The organism is Pseudomonas sp. TR47, from assembly GCF_044143025.1.
GTDB lineage: Bacteria > Pseudomonadota > Gammaproteobacteria > Pseudomonadales > Pseudomonadaceae > Aquipseudomonas > Aquipseudomonas putida_E.
Window position 1 is genome coordinate 25,732 of the sequence record NZ_JBHFCS010000013.1, and the last position, 16,155, is coordinate 41,886.

Below are 16,155 nucleotides of genomic sequence, written 5' to 3' on the forward strand. Positions count from 1 at the left end.
CTAATCCAACGCTATGGTCACGCTCAGGCTGGTGCCTTCACCTGGCTCGCTATTCAACACCATGCTGCCACCGAGCATCAGTACCCGCTCACGCACCCCCACAAGGCCGAACGAGGTCGGCCGTGCCTGGTCCAGGCAGAACCCGCTACCGTCATCACTGACCGTCATACGCAGTTTTTCGCCCTCGCGCACCAGCTCTACCTCCACACTGTGCGCCTGGGCGTGGCGCATTACGTTGGTCAGAGCCTCCTGCAGGATACGGAACAAGCCGATGGCTTTTGCATCGCTCAATGCTGGCAGATTATCCGGTACCTGCACCAGGCAGGGGATCTGTGTGCGCGCTTCGAAGCGCCGTGCCTGCCATTCGATGGCCGAGGCGATGCCGGCGTCCAGGATCGGCGGGCGCAACGCCGTTGCCACATCGCGCACCAGTTGGAACAGCTGAGCGATCAGGCGCTTCATGCTGGCCAGGCGCTCGTTCAGCGCAGGGTCGAGCTCGGCAAAAGCCAGTTCGCACATCGACACTTCAAGCTTGAGCACGGTCAGCATCTGCCCCAGTTCATCGTGCACTTCGCGGGCGATACGGGCCTTTTCTTCCTCGCGCACGCTCTCCAGGTGTGCCGACAGTTCACGCAGTTGCTCCTGGGACCTCGCAAGCGCCAGCTCCGCGCGCTTGCTCTGGGTAATGTCCCAGACAATACCGTCCCAGACCACCCGGCCGTTGGCCAGGCGGCGGGTACTGGCCTTGATGTCGGCCCACCGCTGCTCACCTTCACGGGTGAGGATTCGCCCTTGCCAGGACCAGTCCTGATCGCTGGCAATGGCCAAGTCCTGCACCTGGTGGTAGTCAGCACGATCTTGCGGGTGGACCAGATTGCGCAAGCCCATCTGCGGGTGTTGGATCTGCGCGGGCGTATAACCCACCAACGCCTCACTGCCCTCGCTGATATAGGGAAACTCCGGGTCCCCTTCCGCTGGTGCGGGCTCCAGACGGAACACCAGCCCCGGCACATTGCCAGCAATACCCTTGAGCCGCGCCTCGCTTTCACGCAGCGCCGCCAGGGCGCGGTGGCGTTCGGTGACATCGGCAAGGTACACCACCAGGTACTCGGCATCGCGAAAGCGCAGGAAGCTCAACGACAACTCAACAGGCAACAGACTGCCGTCGGCGCACAGGCATTGGGTTTCGAACTGCCGAGCCCCGGCCTCCCCGGCTCGCGCGGCCCGCCACAACTGCAGCCAGCGGTCCATGCTCAGGTTCGGCTCGAAGTCGCTCAGCGGACGCTCCAGCAACGCCGCCTCGGCATAACCCAGCATGCGCCCCACCGCGTGGTTGGCGTAACGCACGTGGCTGTCCCAGTTGACCCAGAGGATGCCCACCGTACTCTGGTCGATGGCGAACTGGCTCAGGCGCAGTGCCTCCTCGCGCACCTGCCGCTCAGCCAGGTGCTCCCGCGCCGCCAGCAGGCTACGCTCGAGCTGGCGCTGCTGGCGGCGCTGCCACACCAGGGTGGCCCCGGCACACAGCAGCAACATGCCGAACAGCAACGCAAGGTTTTGCCAGAAACCGGTGGATTCGCTCAGACGCGGGTATTTGGGCTGCAACCAACGCTGATGCAGTTGCTCCAGCTCTTTGGCGGGCATGGCCTGCAGGCCCCGTTCAAGCACATCGGCCAGCAACGGCCAGTCACGCCGCGAACCCACGCGCAATAATTGCGGCAGGCCGATATCGCCGAGCACTGCCAGGTCACCGAACTCGCTTTCACGGGACAACCGGCTGAGCTGGGCTTCATCCAGCACCGCGTAGCTGGCCTGGCCCCCTACCACCAGTTGCAAGGCCTGGCGCTCGTTGGGCACACCTTGCAGGTTGAGATTGGCGTAATTGCCCCGCAGGTAATCGGCCAGCACGCTGGGCATGCGTACCGCCACACGCTCGTTGGCCTCAAGCTTTTCCAGCTCGACGGCCAACGCACCGGTCCGCGGCCCCACCACAAGTTGCGGCACACGCATGTAGGGGTCGCTGAACAACCACAGACGCAAGCTGGCCGGTGTTTGTGTAAGGCCCGGGGCAAAGTCGATTTCACCCGCCTGCAGGGCGTGTTCGAGGCTGGCCTGGTCAGTGAAGTTACGCCAGGTGAGGTCCAGCTTGAGCGCCTGCGCCAGCCAGTTCACCAGCTCGACATTGGCCCCGTAGAGTTGCTGCAGACGGCGGTCGAACTGGGCATAGGGCGCCTGCAGCACCAGGCCGACCCGCAGGCTGCGATGGGTGTCCAGCCATTGCTGCTGGGCAGGTTCGAGTACCACCGCAGGTGCTGCCTCAGGCCTTGCCAAGGCAATCAAGGGTAGCCACAAGCAGCCGATAACCAACAGGCGACGCAATCGCTTCATCTACACGCTCGTCTTGGCAAGGGCGGCCATGCAGCATGGCCGTCGCGGGCAAATACTATTAGGCTGCCGGTATCATTCTGGCCTTGGGTTGATTCATGTTCACACTTTATCGCACGACGCTGGCAATGTGCTGCCTTGCCTCGCTCCTACCACTTGGCGCCCTGGCCGCCGACGCCGAAAAACCAGCAACCGCAGAGGCTGCCGCCGCACCTGCGCCACGCCCACCGCTACTGGAGCGTAGCCAGGAAGATGCGCAGGCCCTTGAACGCCTGTTGCCCAAAGCCGAGCAGCAAACGCTGGACGCTGGCTCCGACAGCTTCCTGGCCCTGTGGAAACCAGCCAACGACAGCGACCCGCAAGGCACGGTGATCATCGTCCCTGGCGCCGGAGAAACCGCCGACTGGCCCAATGCGGTCGGCCCATTGCGACGCAAGTTCCCTGACGCCGGCTGGAACAGCCTCAGCATGAGCCTGCCCGACCTGCTCGCCGATAGCCCACAGGCACGGGTCCAGGCCACGCCAGCTGCCGCACCGCAGCCAGACCAGGGCGAGAGCGCACCGGCAAAGGAAACCCCCGTCGATGCCAACGCCAACGTGGCCCAGGCTACTGCGGCGGATGCCGACACGGCAGAAAGCACCGATGCCGAACAGGCCAGCGAACAGAACGATCAGGCTGATGCCGAACGCATCTTCGCGCGCCTGGATGCTGCGGTGGCGTACGCTCAGCAACAGAACTCACGCAGCATCGTGCTGATCGGCCATGGCAGCGGCGCCTACTGGGCAGCCCGCTACCTGGGCGAAAAGCAACCACCGCAGGTACAGAAGCTGGTGATGATCGCCGCGCAGACCCCGGCAAGGGTCGAGCACGATCTGGAAAGCCTGACACCTACCCTCAAAGTGCCGACTGCCGATATCTACTACGCAACCCGCACCGGCGACCGCAATGCCGCCATGCAACGCCTGCAGGCCAGCAAGCGCCAGAAAGACAGCCAGTACAAGCAGCTTTCGCTGATTGCGATGCCGGGGAACAAGAGCGCGGAACAGGAACAGTTGTTCCGCCGGGCCAGGGGGTGGATGAGCCCGCAGGAATGAAGTGACGGGCCAGCTCCGGCCGTTGCACCGGCAGGCTGGCTGCCACAGGTACAGCGCCGCTCGCCGGTGACAGGGGCCTTAGAGCCCCCGCCGTTTACGGATCAACGCATAAGCCTGGTGCAGCTCTCGAGTGCGTTCGGTCGCCTCCCTGAGCTGCGCTTCACTGGCACCGCTCCCGGCCAGCTTGTCCGGATGGTGCCGGCTGACCAGCCGGCGATAGGCCTGCTTGACCCGGTCGCCTTCCGTATCGGCATCTATCCCCAGCAAGCGCAGCGCAGCCGCATAGGTCATGACGCTACTGGCCGTGCTCATTTTGCGTGGCTCATATTCCAGCGACATGGCCTGCACCTGGCGCCGGCTGAGCCCCAGCTTCTGCCCCCAGTCCAGCAGCAGTTCCCGCTCATGATCCCCGGCCTTGCCGTCAGCCCAGGCCATACGCCAACACGCCCGCAACGTGCCCTCGGCCGCATGTGGCTGCAAGCGAATGCGACGCAGGTGGTGGGCCAAGCGGTCCTTGCCCGCCTTGCCGCGGTTGAAGGCGGCAATCGCGCGCATCCTGGCGGCCTCGGCCAGCCCCAGCCGGACCATCTCCTGGCGCGCCTGCTGAATATGCTGTTCGCCCACTCGCCCATCGCTTTTGGCCAGCCGCCCAAGCAAGACGAACAACAACTCCTCGTCACGCAGGGCCGGCCGGCCTCCCAACCGTTCGCGCATGTCTTCCCAACCCTGCACACGCAGGCGCCGATCCATGGCTTGGCCAAGCAATGCCCCCAGCAGCGCGCCAGGGATGCTGGCGACAGCGAAACCCGCGCCTAGCCCGATTACCGTGCCTGGCCACCACATCTCAGGCACGCTCGCGTATAAGGCGTTCGGCCTCGGCCAGGCGCTCCTGGGTACCGACATCGACCCAGGCGCCACGGTAGTGCTCGCCGGTCACCTTGCCTGCCGACATGGCTTGGCGCAGAAGTGGCGCCAGTTTGAAGGCCCCCGCCTGGCAACCTGCGAACAAGGCTGGATGCAGCACTGAAAGGCCGCTGAAGGTCAGGGTGCCAGGGGTCTCGTCACCGTCCACCACCTGCCCACCTTGCAGGCGGAAGTCGCCCCGCCCGTGATGGCCAGGGTTATCGACCAGCACCAGATGCGCCAGGCTCTGCAGCGGTGCACGCAAGCGCGCGAACGGGTAATCGGTCCAGACATCGCCATTGACCAGCAGGAACGGGGCGTCGCCCAGCAAAGGCAATGCCTGGAATATGCCGCCCCCCGTCTCCAGCGGCTCGCCCTCAGGGGAGTAGCGAATGCTCAGGCCGAAGCGGCTGCCATCGCCGAGGTGATCTTCGATCTGCTGGCCAAGCCAGGCGTGGTTGATCACCACGTCGGTAAAACCGGCTGTCGCCAGCGCACGCAGGTGGTATTCGATCAACGGCTGGTCGGCCACGGGCAGCAACGGCTTTGGCGTGTGCAGGGTCAGCGGGCGCATGCGCTCGCCCTTGCCTGCGGCGAGAATCATCGCTTTCATCCACGCGCTCCGGCCTTGAGTTCGGCGATCAACTGGCCGAGCTCGGCCAGTTCAGGGCGACGGCCGACCACTTCGTCTATATAGGCGAAGAAACGCGGCACATCAGCCAGGTAGCGCGGCTTGCCGTCACGGTGGCAGATACGCGCGAAGATGCCGATCACCTTCAGATGGCGCTGCACACCCATCAGGTCGCTGGCGCGCTGGAAATCTTCGAACGACGGCTGAACCGGGATCCCGGCGGCCTGCGCTTTGTCCCAGTAGTTGCGCAACCAGCCTTCGACTCGCGCTTGTGGCCAACTGAGGAAAGCGTCCTTGAACAGGCAGGTAATGTCATAGGTGACCGGACCGTACACCGCGTCCTGGAAGTCGAGCACGCCCGGGTTCGGCGTGCTCTGCATCAGGTTGCGCGGCATGTAGTCGCGGTGCACCAGCACCTTGGGTTGGGCAAGGGCACTGTCGATCAGCAACTGGCTGATGCGCTGCCAACTGGCCTGCTGCGCCTCGTTGAAGGCCAGGCCGAGCTCACGCCCGACATACCACTCGGGGAACAGCTCGACCTCACGGCGCAGCAAAGCGTCGTCGTAGCTCGGCAACGGCGCTTCCATCGGCAGGCGCTGGAACGACAGCAGGGCGTCGATCGCGTCGGCACACAATGCATCGGCGTTATCCGGGTTAATGATGTCGAGGTATGTCTGATGGCCCAGATCCCCCAGCAACAGGAAACCACGGTCCAGATCTTGGGCATGAATCACCGGTACATGCACGCCCGCACCGGCCAGCAGATGGTCGATGGCAACGAACGGGCGGCAGTTTTCCTGTGGCGGCGGCGCATCCATGATCACAAAACTGTGGCCTGCGCCCTGCCAGCGGAAGTAACGGCGAAAGCTCGCATCGCTGCTGGCGGCGGTCAGGCTGCCTTCGGGCACCTCGCCCCAGGCGTTGTTGCGGAAAAGAACATTGAGCTGCTCGGCGAGCCAGACAGTCAGTTGTTGCAGGCGTACATCGTGGTCAGGCATTACAAGGGTCTCCGACGGCCCTAGCCGTCAAGCGGGTCATGCTTTATTATCCAGCATCTTTTTCAGACCATCGAGAGGCGTGCGGCCCCACACGCGGGCAGATGGCACGCAGGAAGCCCGGACTAATAAGATGGCATTGAAATCCCCCGCGTTTCGTAGAAAGTTTCCGTTGCTGGTCACCGGCGGTCTGCTGGCCCTGCAACCTTTTGCCACCTCGTACGTGGTAGCAGCCGAGCAGTTCGACTGCCAAGTGTCCGCCTCCGGTGGTTGGGACTGCAAGCCCAAGAGCCCAGTCAACAACTTGCCACCGCGCCCAGTGCATGACGGCGCTGCGCTCACTTCCGGCACCGAGGCCCCATCGGCCGAGGCCGAAAGTGCTGACAAGCCGGTGCTGGTCACCGAGAGCAAAGGCCGTGGCCTGAAGTCGCGCAGCGAGGATTACAGCCATCTCGATTGGGTCCCGCGCGAAAAGCTCACCGCTGCCCAGCTGGCCGAAACCGGCCCGTACTGCGGTGGCGCGTACATCGAGCCGACTCGCCCAGGCATGGCCGACACCACGCCCAAGGACGAATCGCCGACCTACATCAACGCCAAGGTCTCCAAGTACCAGCAGGAGCAGCAGATCGCTACCCTCGCCGGTGACGTGGTCATGCGCCAAGGCAGCATGCAGGCCGAAGCCGATGAGGCCAACCTGTACCAGGCCGAGAACCGTGGCGAGCTCAAGGGCAACGTCAGGATTCGCGACAACGGCTCGCTGGTCGTGGGCGACGAGGCGCAGATCCAGCTCGACACGGGCGAAGCCCAGGTCGACAACGCCGAATACGTGATGCACAAGTCGCACATCCGCGGCAACGCCCTGTACGCCAAGCGTAGCGAGAACGCCATCATCCGCCTCAAGGATGGTACCTACACCACGTGCGAACCGGGCAGCAACGCCTGGCAGCTCAAGGGCAACAACATCACCCTGAACCCGGCCACCGGCTTCGGTACCGCGACCAACGTCACCCTGCGGGTCAAGGATTTCCCGGTGTTCTACACACCGTACATCTATTTCCCGATCGACGACCGTCGCCAATCCGGCTTCCTGCCACCGTCATTCAGCAGCACCAGCGACACCGGCTTCATGCTGGTCACGCCGTACTACTTCAACCTGGCGCCCAACTACGACGCCACGTTGTACCCGCGTTACATGACCAAGCGTGGCTTGCTGATGGAAGGCGAATTCCGCTACCTGACCAAGTCCAGCGAAGGCCAGTTCGGCGGCGCGTACCTGAACGACAAGAACGATGATCGCAAAGACCAGACTGATTACGAAGATCAGCGCTGGATGATCAACTGGCAGCATAAAGGTGGCCTGGACGAGCGCCTGATGACTGAAGTCGATTACACCGACATCAGCGATCCGTTCTACTTCCAGGACCTGGAGAGCGATCAGATCGGCGTCCAGAGCAATGATGTGGTCAACCAGCAAGGTGCACTGACCTGGCGTGGCGACACCTATACCGCTCGACTGAATGCGCAAGCGTACGAGATGGCGACCCTGTCGCAGATCACCCCGTACAACAAGCTGCCGCAGATCACTATCGACGGGATGCTCCCGTATCACCCGGGTGGGTTTGATTTCAGCTACCAGACCGAGGCCGTGCGCTTCGATCGTGACCTGAAGGATGACTTTGTCACTGACGAAGATGGCAACCCGGACATCACCGCCGGCGCAGCAGGCCGACGTCTCGATGAAAACGTCAGCGGCATCGCGCGCGCCAACGGCAACCGCCTGAATTTTGCCCCGGCAATCAGCCTGCCTATGCAAGCCAGTTACGGTTACGTTACGCCAAAGCTGAAGTATGTTTACACCAACTATGACCTTGATCTTGATGGTCAAGGCAAGCAAGAAGCGCTGGCGCAAGCGTCACAACCAGGATACGGCAGCTACAGCAGCTCTATCAGCCGTGACGTTCCTATCTTCAGTGTTGACAGCGGTTTGTACTTCGACCGCAACACCTCGATGTTCGGCACCAACTATCGCCAGACACTCGAACCGCGCATGTTCTACCTCTACGTTCCTTACAAGGATCAGACGGACATTCCGCTGTTCGATACCAGCGAAACGCTGTTCAACTTCGATTCGCTGTTCCGCGACAACCGCTTCAGCGGCACCGACCGTATCGGTGACGAGAACAAGCTGTCGCTGGGCGTGACCACCCGCTGGATTCAGGACGACGGTTTCGAACGTCAGAACTTCAGCATCGGTCAAGCACTGTACTTCAAGGATCGCAAGGCCCAGCTGCCAGGCATCAACTACCGTGATCGCAGTGACGCGCAGTCTGACGTTTCGCCGTACGCGCTGGTGTACAACTACTACTTCAACCGCGACTGGCGCTTCAATTCGGACTTCAACTGGGACCCGGACAGCCGCAGCACTCGCTCGGGCAGCGCGATGTTCCACTACCAGCCTGAAGACAACCCGAACAAGGTGGTCAACCTCGGCTATCGCTACCGCAACGACACCATCGCCTACGACTCCACGACCGGTACATGGAAAGTGGGTGGCGGTGACTATGGCAACCCAGGCGACCCGAACTACATCAAGGACTACTACAAGATCCAGCAGCACGACTTCTCGGTGATCTGGCCGATCGTGCCGCAATGGAACGTGATCGCCCGCTGGCAGCACGATTACAACCGCAACCGAACCCTGGAAGCCATGGGCGGTTTCGAATACGACAACTGCTGCTGGAAACTACGTCTGATCAACCGTTACTGGATCGACTACGACGACTTCAGCCAGGCCGCCCCGCAAAACGAAAAAGGCGACCATGGCATCTTCCTGCAGATCGTGCTGAAAGGCCTCGGTGGCGTGGTAGGCAACAAGGTCGAATCTTTCCTCGACCAAGGCATTGAAGGTTACCGTGAACGTGAAGACCAAGCTTATTGATCGTCTGCGCCCAGTGTTGCTGGGCGCTGTATTGCTGAGTGGCGCGGTGCATGCCGCGGTGCAACCCCTGGATCGTGTGGTGGCCATCGTCGACAACGACGTGGTCATGCAAAGCCAACTGGACCAGCGCGTCCAGGAGGTTCAGCAAACCATCGCCAAGCGCGGCGGCGGCGTACCGCCGACCAGCGCGCTGGAGCAGCAGGTACTGGAACGCCTGATCGTCGAGAACCTGCAGCTGCAGATCGGTGAACGTTCGGGCATCCGCATCACCGACGAGGAACTCAACCAGGCCATCGGCACCATTGCCCAGCGCAATGGCATGTCGCTGGACCAGTTCCGCGCCGCGCTGGCCCGCGACGGCCTGTCGTTCGACGACGCCCGCGAGCAGGTCAAACGCGAGATGATCATCAGCCGCGTGCGCCAGCGCCGTGTGGCCGAGCGCATCCAGGTTTCCGAGCAGGAAGTGAAAAACTTCCTCGCCTCGGACCTGGGCAAGATGCAGATGTCCGAAGACTACCGTCTGGCCAACATCCTCATCCCAACCCCGGAAGGCGCCAACTCGGACGACATCCAGAAGGCTGCGCGAAAGGTCGGTGACGTGTACCAGCAACTGCGCCAGGGCGCTGACTTTGGCCAGATGGCGATTGCCAACTCGGCCAGCGAGAACGCCCTTGAAGGTGGCGAGATGGGCTGGCGTAAAGCTGGCCAGTTGCCGCCTGAATTTGCCAAGCTGCTCAGCAGCATGGCCACGGGCGACATCACCCAGCCACTGCGCATCCCTAGCGGCTTCATCATCATCAAGCTCGAAGAGAAGCGCGGCGGCAGCGAAAACGTGCTGCGTGACGAAGTGCATGTACGCCACATCCTGATCAAGCCAAGCGAAATCCGCAGCGAAGCCGCCACCGAGCAGCTGGCTGAGCGCCTGTACGAACGGATCAAGGACGGCGAAGACTTCGCCGAGCTGGCGAAAAGCTTCTCGGAAGACCCGGGTTCTGCGCTCAACGGCGGTGACCTCAACTGGGTCGACCCGAACAGCCTGGTACCGGAGTTCCGCGAGCAGATGGCCAACGCCCAGCAGGGTGTCGTGACCAAACCGTTCAAGACTCAGTACGGCTGGCATGTCCTGGAAGTGCTGGGCCGTCGTGCCACCGACAGCACCGAACAGGCACGCGAGCAGCAGGCAATGAACGTACTGCGTAACCGCAAGTACGACGAAGAGCTGCAGACCTGGCTGCGCCAGATCCGCGACGAAGCCTACGTTGAAATCAAGCTGCCTGGCGCTGACCAGGCCGCACAGTGAAGCCCCTGCGCTTCGCCGTCACTCCCGGCGAACCGGCCGGCATAGGCCCCGACCTGTGCCTGCTGCTAGCCGCCGAGCCCCAGCCTCACCCCCTGATCGCCATCACCAGCCGTGACCTGCTCGCCGAGCGGGCCACGCAGCTGGGGCTGGCCGTCAACCTGCTTGCGGTAGCGCCGGGCCACTGGCCTGACCAGCCGGCGCCGGCAGGTAGCCTCTACGTCTGGGATACTCCTCTGGCCGCCCCCGTGGTGCCGGGCATGCTGGACAAGGCCAACGCGGCTTTTGTCCTGCAAACCCTGACGCAGGCCGGGCAAGGCTGCCTTGAGGGGCATTTCGCCGGGATGATCACGGCCCCTGTGCACAAGGGCGTGATCAACGAAAGCGGCATTGCCTTTTCCGGGCATACCGAATTCCTGGCAGAGCTGACCCACACCGCCCAGGTCGTGATGATGCTGGCGACCCATGGCCTGCGCGTGGCGCTGGTAACCACGCACCTGCCACTGCGCGACATCGCGGACGCTATCACCCCTGAGCGCCTGGAGCGGGTTACCCGCATCCTGCATGCCGACATGCGCGACAAGTTCGGCATCGCCAACCCACGCATCCTGGTCTGCGGGCTCAACCCGCATGCCGGCGAAGGCGGCCACCTGGGCCGCGAAGAAATCGACATCATCGAACCGGCACTGGCCCGCCTGCGCACCGAAGGCATGGACCTGCGCGGCCCGCTGCCGGCCGATACCCTGTTTACCCCCAAATATCTGGAGCACTGCGACGCGGTGCTGGCGATGTACCACGACCAAGGCCTGCCTGTACTCAAGTACAAAGGTTTCGGCGCTGCAGTCAACGTGACCCTGGGCCTGCCGATCATCCGCACGTCGGTCGATCACGGCACCGCCCTGGACCTTGCCGGTACCGGCACCGTCGACACCGGCAGCCTGCGCGTCGCCCTGGAAACCGCCTACCAGATGGCCGAGAACCGACCATGAACGAGCATTATCAACACCGGGCGCGTAAGCGCTTCGGTCAGAACTTCCTGCATGACGCTGGCATCATCGACCGCATCCTGCGCGCCATCAATGCCAAAGCCGGCGAACACCTGCTGGAGATCGGCCCGGGCCAGGGCGCCCTGACCGAGGGCCTGCTGGGCAGCGGCGCACAGCTGGACGTCGTGGAGCTGGACAAAGACCTGGTGCCGATCCTGCAGCACAAGTTTGCCGGGCGCGACAACTTCCGCCTGCACCAGGGCGATGCCCTGAAGTTCGATTTCAACCAGCTGGGCGTGCCGGCACGCAGCCTCAAAGTCGTAGGTAACCTGCCCTACAACATCTCCACGCCGTTGATTTTCCACCTGCTCAGCCACGCCGGGCTGATTCGCGACATGCACTTCATGCTGCAGAAGGAAGTGGTCGAGCGCATGGCCGCAGGGCCTGGCGGCGGTGACTGGGGCCGGCTGTCGATCATGGTGCAGTACCACTGCCGGGTCGAGCACCTGTTCAACGTAGGCCCAGGTGCGTTCAACCCGCCGCCGAAGGTGGACTCGGCCATCGTACGCCTGGTACCGCATGAGGTGCTGCCGCACCCGGCCAAGGACCACCTGCTGCTGGAACGCGTCGTGCGCGAAGCCTTCAACCAGCGCCGCAAGACGCTGCGCAATACCCTCAAAGGCCTGCTCGACAGCCAGGCCATCGAGGCCGCTGGCGTGGATGGCAGCCTGCGCCCCGAGCAGCTGGACCTGGCCGCATTCGTACGCCTGGCAGATCAGCTGGCAGACCAGCAAGCCTGACAGCGCTGGCACCGGCGTCTTCGCGGGCAACCTGCGAAGACGCTGCCACAGCCCAAGACTTTAAAGCCCCCTCGCTCCCCGACACCACTGGCCCTCCCCCCCGCCAATGGCCTAGACTGCAGGTATCGCCGTATTCGCTTGTTTGACCAAGGCCCATGCATGTCCGATCCCCGTTACCAGATCGACGTCAGCGTCGTGACCCGCTATCTGAAAGACCAATCCGACCCCGAAAGCGATCGCTTTGCATTCGCGTACACCATAACAGTGCAGAACAATGGCTCGATCAAAGCCAAGCTGATGTCTCGACACTGGCTAATCACCAACGGTGATGGTGAAGTGGAGGAGGTACGCGGCGCAGGTGTGATCGGCCAACAACCGACCATCGAGCCGGGCCAGAGCCACACGTACAGCAGCGGTGCAGTGATCAGCACCCGCGTGGGCACCATGCAGGGCAGCTACCAGATGTTCGCCGAGGACGGCAAACGCTTCGAGGCCGACATTGCCCCCTTCCGCCTGGCGGTGCCGGGGGCCCTGCACTGATGGCTACCTACGCCGTCGGTGACCTGCAAGGCTGCCTGCAACCCCTCAAGTGCCTGCTGGAGCGCGTCAAGTTCGACCCGGCTGTCGATCGCCTGTGGCTGGTCGGTGACCTGGTCAACCGCGGGCCTGAATCGCTGCAGACACTGCGCTACCTTTACTCGATCCGCCACTCGCTGACCTGCGTGCTGGGCAACCATGACCTGCACCTGCTGGCTGCATGGCAAAATGTCGAACGCCTGAAGAAAAGCGATACCCTGCGCGAAATCATCGAGGCGCCAGATGCCGATCAACTGCTCGACTGGCTGCGCCAACAGAAGCTGCTCCACTATGACGAGCCGCGCGGCATTGCCTTGGTGCACGCTGGCATCCCCCCCCAGTGGACACTGGGCAAAGCCCTGGAGCTGGCTGGCGAAGTCGAGGAGGTGCTGCGCGATGACGAGCGCCTGAAGCTGTACCTCGATGGCATGTACGGCAACGAGCCAAACAAGTGGAGCAAGAACCTCAGCGGCGTCGAGCGCCTTCGGGTGATCACAAACTACCTGACCCGCATGCGCTTCTGCACTGGCACAGGCAAGCTCGACCTCAAGAGCAAGGAAGGGCTGGGCACGGCACCGAAAGGTTACAAGCCCTGGTTCGCGCACAAGGACCGCCGCTCGCGGCATGTGAAGATCATCTTTGGCCACTGGGCCGCACTCGAAGGGCGCGTCGAGGTGCCCGGCATCATCGCCCTCGATACGGGCTGTGTATGGGGTGGCACCATGACCCTCTACAATGTCGACAGCGGTGAATACCTGCGCTGCGACTGCGCCGACGACGGCACCCTGCGCCCGCCGGCACAACCGACTAAACTTAACGATCAGCCCTGAAGGAAAGCCTTACCCATGAGCGAATTCAAACGCATCCCTCCCGAGCAGGCCCTGGCCTTGCGCGCGCAAGGTGCGGTCGTCGTCGACATTCGCGACCCGCAGGCCTATGCCGCCGGCCACATCGCCGGCGCCCGGCACCTGGACAATCATTCGGTTGCCGACTTCATCCGCAATGCCGACCTGGATGCCCCGACCCTGGTGGTCTGCTACCACGGCAACTCCAGCCAGAGCGCGGCCGCGTACCTGGTCGGCCAAGGTTTTTCCGACGTTTACAGCGTCGATGGCGGCTTCGAGCTGTGGCGCACCACCTACCCGGACGAGACCGCGCAAGGCACCCCTGAATAATTTTTTAATTCCACTCCAGCCCGAGCCCCACGCGGGCTCGCGCCTCACCTGACGAACGGTCGCCGACAACTTCTGCGCCGCTTGCCCTTGACCTTGCGGATAACCAACTATTCTTAAGCGCAGGCCATCCAAAAAAGGGGAGAGCCGGTACACCGGCGTGCGGGTCATCGGTAGCGTTACAGGGTGTTCTGGGGGGTATACAGCAATCGGCAAGCCCGGTTGCATGCCAGCATCAGCTGACTGATCCGGCGTCGTCTCCACGTATCGAGCGAGGTGACGTCATGAGTATTTTTAGCCACTTCCAACAACGTTTCGAGTCTACGCGCCAGGAAGAACTCTCGCTGCAGGAGTACCTCGAGCTGTGCAAAGAGGATCGCAGTGCCTACGCATCGGCGGCTGAACGGCTGTTGCTGGCCATCGGCGAGCCGGAACTGATCGACACCTCAAGCAACTCCAGACTGTCGCGCATTTTCTCCAACAAGGTGATCCGCCGGTATCCGGCCTTTGCCGACTTCCATGGCATGGAAGAGTGCATCGACCAGATCGTTTCCTACTTCCGCCACGCCGCCCAAGGCCTTGAAGAGAAGAAACAGATCCTCTATCTGCTGGGCCCGGTGGGTGGCGGCAAATCGTCGCTGGCCGAAAAGCTCAAGCAGCTGATGGAAAAGGTCCCTTTCTACGCGATCAAGGACTCGCCGGTTTTCGAGTCGCCGCTGGGCCTGTTCAACGCCACTGAAGATGGCGCCATCCTCGAAGAAGAGTACGGCATCTCGCGGCGCTACCTGAACACCATCATGTCGCCATGGGCCACCAAGCGCCTGCAGGAGTTCGGTGGCGACATCAGCAAGTTCAGGGTGGTCAAGCTGTACCCCTCGATCCTCAACCAGATCGCTATCGCCAAGACCGAGCCAGGCGACGAAAACAACCAGGACATCTCGGCCCTGGTCGGCAAGGTGGATATCCGCAAGCTCGAGGAATTCCCGCAGAACGATGCCGACGCCTACAGTTACTCGGGTGCGCTTTGCCGGGCCAACCAGGGCCTGATGGAATTCGTCGAGATGTTCAAGGCGCCCATCAAAGTGCTGCACCCGCTGCTGACCGCCACCCAGGAAGGCAACTACAACAGTACCGAAGGCCTGGGCGCGATCCCTTATTCCGGGATCCTGCTGGCCCACTCCAACGAATCGGAGTGGCACACCTTCCGCAACAACAAAAACAACGAGGCGTTCATCGACCGGATCTACATCGTCAAGGTGCCGTACTGCCTGCGCGTCAGCGACGAGATCAAGATCTACGACAAACTGCTGGTCAACAGTTCGCTGGCCAAGGCCCATTGCGCACCCGATACGCTCAAGATGCTCGCCCAGTTCACGGTGCTCTCACGCCTGAAGGAGCCGGAAAACTCCAACATCTACTCCAAGATGCGTGTCTACGATGGCGAAAACCTCAAGGATACCGACCCGAAAGCCAAATCGATCCAGGAGTACCGCGATTCTGCGGGTGTCGATGAAGGGATGAACGGCCTGTCCACGCGTTTCGCCTTCAAGATTCTCTCCAAGGTGTTCAACTTCGACCCGCACGAAGTGGCGGCCAACCCCGTGCACCTGCTCTATGTGCTGGAACAGCAGATCGAACAGGAGCAATTCCCGGCGGAAGTGCGTGAACGCTACCTGCGCTACCTGAAGGAATACCTGGCGCCACGCTACATCGAGTTCATCGGCAAGGAAATCCAGACAGCCTACCTCGAGTCCTACAGCGAATACGGTCAGAACATCTTCGACCGCTACGTGCTGTACGCCGACTTCTGGATCCAGGATCAGGAATACCGCGACCCGGAAACTGGCGAGATCCTCAACCGCATTGCCCTGAACGAAGAGCTGGAAAAGATCGAAAAACCGGCTGGCATCAGCAATCCGAAGGATTTCCGCAACGAGATCGTCAACTTCGTACTGCGTGCCCGTGCCAACAACAACGGCAAGAACCCAAGCTGGCTCAGCTACGAGAAGCTGCGGGTGGTGATCGAGAAGAAAATGTTCTCCAACACCGAAGACTTGCTGCCAGTCATCAGCTTCAACGCCAAGGCCAGCAAAGAAGATCAACAGAAACACAACGACTTCGTCACGCGGATGGTGGAGCGTGGCTACACCGATAAACAGGTGCGCCTGCTGTCGGAATGGTACCTGCGGGTCAGGAAATCGCAATAAAGCGGCAAGCTGCCCCTGCAGCAAGCTCCAAGCCGCCAGCAGCAAGCTGCAAGTTGTGCGCGCTCGGTTCAAACCCGACGCCACAGCCTGCAGCAGCGCTGGCTGCTCTTTCTTGAAGCTTGTGGCTTGAAGCTTGTGGCTTGCAGTTGCAGCTGCATCCAGTCACCGGAG

At 62.3% G+C, this 16,155-nt stretch carries 13 protein-coding genes; 9 read left to right on the top strand and 4 right to left on the bottom strand.

Going from position 1 to position 16,155, the window contains the following annotated elements; translation table 11 throughout:
* Complete coding sequence (locus ACEWE8_RS15110; RefSeq protein WP_046787579.1) at positions 1 to 2,388, bottom strand: PAS domain S-box protein; 2,388 nt, start codon at positions 2,386 to 2,388, stop codon at positions 1 to 3.
* Between the two features lie 95 nt (positions 2,389 to 2,483).
* Between ACEWE8_RS15110 and ACEWE8_RS15115 the strand changes: the two genes are divergently transcribed.
* A complete protein-coding gene (locus tag ACEWE8_RS15115; protein ID WP_046787578.1) occupies positions 2,484 to 3,479 on the top strand; it encodes an alpha/beta hydrolase family protein in 996 nt (331 codons plus the stop codon).
* 78 nt (positions 3,480 to 3,557) lie between these two features.
* On the opposite strand, the gene ACEWE8_RS15120 is transcribed toward ACEWE8_RS15115, so the two are convergent.
* Genes ACEWE8_RS15120 through ACEWE8_RS15130 form a run of 3 tightly spaced genes read right to left on the bottom strand, consistent with a single transcriptional unit; the run spans position 3,558 to position 6,011 of the window.
* Positions 3,558 to 4,322, bottom strand: coding sequence for a TerB family tellurite resistance protein (locus ACEWE8_RS15120; RefSeq protein WP_046787603.1), 765 nt, complete (start codon positions 4,320 to 4,322; stop codon positions 3,558 to 3,560).
* A gap of 1 nt (position 4,323) precedes the next feature.
* Positions 4,324 to 4,995, bottom strand: a complete 672-nt coding sequence (murU, locus tag ACEWE8_RS15125; RefSeq protein ID WP_046787577.1) for an N-acetylmuramate alpha-1-phosphate uridylyltransferase MurU — start codon at positions 4,993 to 4,995, stop codon at positions 4,324 to 4,326.
* Entirely contained in the window at positions 4,992 to 6,011 is a 1,020-nt protein-coding gene (locus ACEWE8_RS15130; protein WP_046787576.1) for an aminoglycoside phosphotransferase family protein, read from the bottom strand. Before ACEWE8_RS15130 ends, murU begins: the two co-directional genes overlap by 4 nt.
* A 130-nt stretch (positions 6,012 to 6,141) precedes the next feature.
* On the opposite strand from ACEWE8_RS15130, the gene ACEWE8_RS15135 reads away from it, so the two are divergent.
* The 8 genes from ACEWE8_RS15135 (at position 6,142) to ACEWE8_RS15170 (ending at position 15,984) form a co-directional block, all read left to right on the top strand.
* Positions 6,142 to 8,946 (top strand): LPS-assembly protein LptD, encoded by a 2,805-nt coding sequence (locus ACEWE8_RS15135; protein ID WP_046787575.1) that lies wholly within the window; start codon positions 6,142 to 6,144, stop codon positions 8,944 to 8,946.
* Entirely contained in the window at positions 8,921 to 10,246 is a 1,326-nt protein-coding gene (gene surA, locus ACEWE8_RS15140) for a peptidylprolyl isomerase SurA (protein WP_177010809.1), read from the top strand. The genes ACEWE8_RS15135 and surA overlap by 26 nt, the downstream gene beginning before the upstream one ends.
* The gene (gene pdxA, locus ACEWE8_RS15145) at positions 10,243 to 11,232 is read left to right on the top strand and encodes a 4-hydroxythreonine-4-phosphate dehydrogenase PdxA (RefSeq protein WP_046787574.1); all 990 of its coding nucleotides are present in this window, start codon (positions 10,243 to 10,245) and stop codon (positions 11,230 to 11,232) included. The genes surA and pdxA overlap by 4 nt, the downstream gene beginning before the upstream one ends.
* Positions 11,229 to 12,029, top strand: coding sequence for a 16S rRNA (adenine(1518)-N(6)/adenine(1519)-N(6))-dimethyltransferase RsmA (rsmA, locus tag ACEWE8_RS15150; protein ID WP_046787573.1), 801 nt, complete (start codon positions 11,229 to 11,231; stop codon positions 12,027 to 12,029). The genes pdxA and rsmA overlap by 4 nt, the downstream gene beginning before the upstream one ends.
* Before the next feature lie 159 nt (positions 12,030 to 12,188).
* A complete protein-coding gene (gene apaG / locus ACEWE8_RS15155; protein WP_012316563.1) occupies positions 12,189 to 12,569 on the top strand; it encodes a Co2+/Mg2+ efflux protein ApaG in 381 nt (126 codons plus the stop codon).
* Positions 12,569 to 13,435, top strand: coding sequence for a symmetrical bis(5'-nucleosyl)-tetraphosphatase (locus ACEWE8_RS15160; RefSeq protein WP_046787572.1), 867 nt, complete (start codon positions 12,569 to 12,571; stop codon positions 13,433 to 13,435). The genes apaG and ACEWE8_RS15160 overlap by 1 nt, the downstream gene beginning before the upstream one ends.
* Positions 13,436 to 13,450: 15 nt before the next feature.
* Positions 13,451 to 13,780: a thiosulfate sulfurtransferase GlpE gene (glpE, locus tag ACEWE8_RS15165; protein WP_046787571.1), complete on the top strand. Its 330-nt coding sequence runs from the start codon at positions 13,451 to 13,453 to the stop codon at positions 13,778 to 13,780.
* 281 nt (positions 13,781 to 14,061) lie between these two features.
* Positions 14,062 to 15,984: a PrkA family serine protein kinase gene (locus ACEWE8_RS15170; protein WP_012316566.1), complete on the top strand. Its 1,923-nt coding sequence runs from the start codon at positions 14,062 to 14,064 to the stop codon at positions 15,982 to 15,984.
* The last annotated feature ends 171 nt before the right edge of the window (positions 15,985 to 16,155 follow it).

Coding starts and splice junctions, on each gene's coding strand:
- ACEWE8_RS15135 (WP_046787575.1), top strand. CDS start 6,142: ATGGCATTGAAATCCCCCGCGTTTCGTAGAAAGTTTCCGTTGCTGGTC.
- ACEWE8_RS15160 (WP_046787572.1), top strand. CDS start 12,569: ATGGCTACCTACGCCGTCGGTGACCTGCAAGGCTGCCTGCAACCCCTC.
- murU (WP_046787577.1), bottom strand. CDS start 4,995: ATGAAAGCGATGATTCTCGCCGCAGGCAAGGGCGAGCGCATGCGCCCG.
- ACEWE8_RS15130 (WP_046787576.1), bottom strand. CDS start 6,011: ATGCCTGACCACGATGTACGCCTGCAACAACTGACTGTCTGGCTCGCC.
- glpE (WP_046787571.1), top strand. CDS start 13,451: ATGAGCGAATTCAAACGCATCCCTCCCGAGCAGGCCCTGGCCTTGCGC.
- ACEWE8_RS15110 (WP_046787579.1), bottom strand. CDS start 2,388: ATGAAGCGATTGCGTCGCCTGTTGGTTATCGGCTGCTTGTGGCTACCC.
- ACEWE8_RS15120 (WP_046787603.1), bottom strand. CDS start 4,322: ATGTGGTGGCCAGGCACGGTAATCGGGCTAGGCGCGGGTTTCGCTGTC.
- rsmA (WP_046787573.1), top strand. CDS start 11,229: ATGAACGAGCATTATCAACACCGGGCGCGTAAGCGCTTCGGTCAGAAC.
- apaG (WP_012316563.1), top strand. CDS start 12,189: ATGTCCGATCCCCGTTACCAGATCGACGTCAGCGTCGTGACCCGCTAT.
- ACEWE8_RS15170 (WP_012316566.1), top strand. CDS start 14,062: ATGAGTATTTTTAGCCACTTCCAACAACGTTTCGAGTCTACGCGCCAG.
- ACEWE8_RS15115 (WP_046787578.1), top strand. CDS start 2,484: ATGTTCACACTTTATCGCACGACGCTGGCAATGTGCTGCCTTGCCTCG.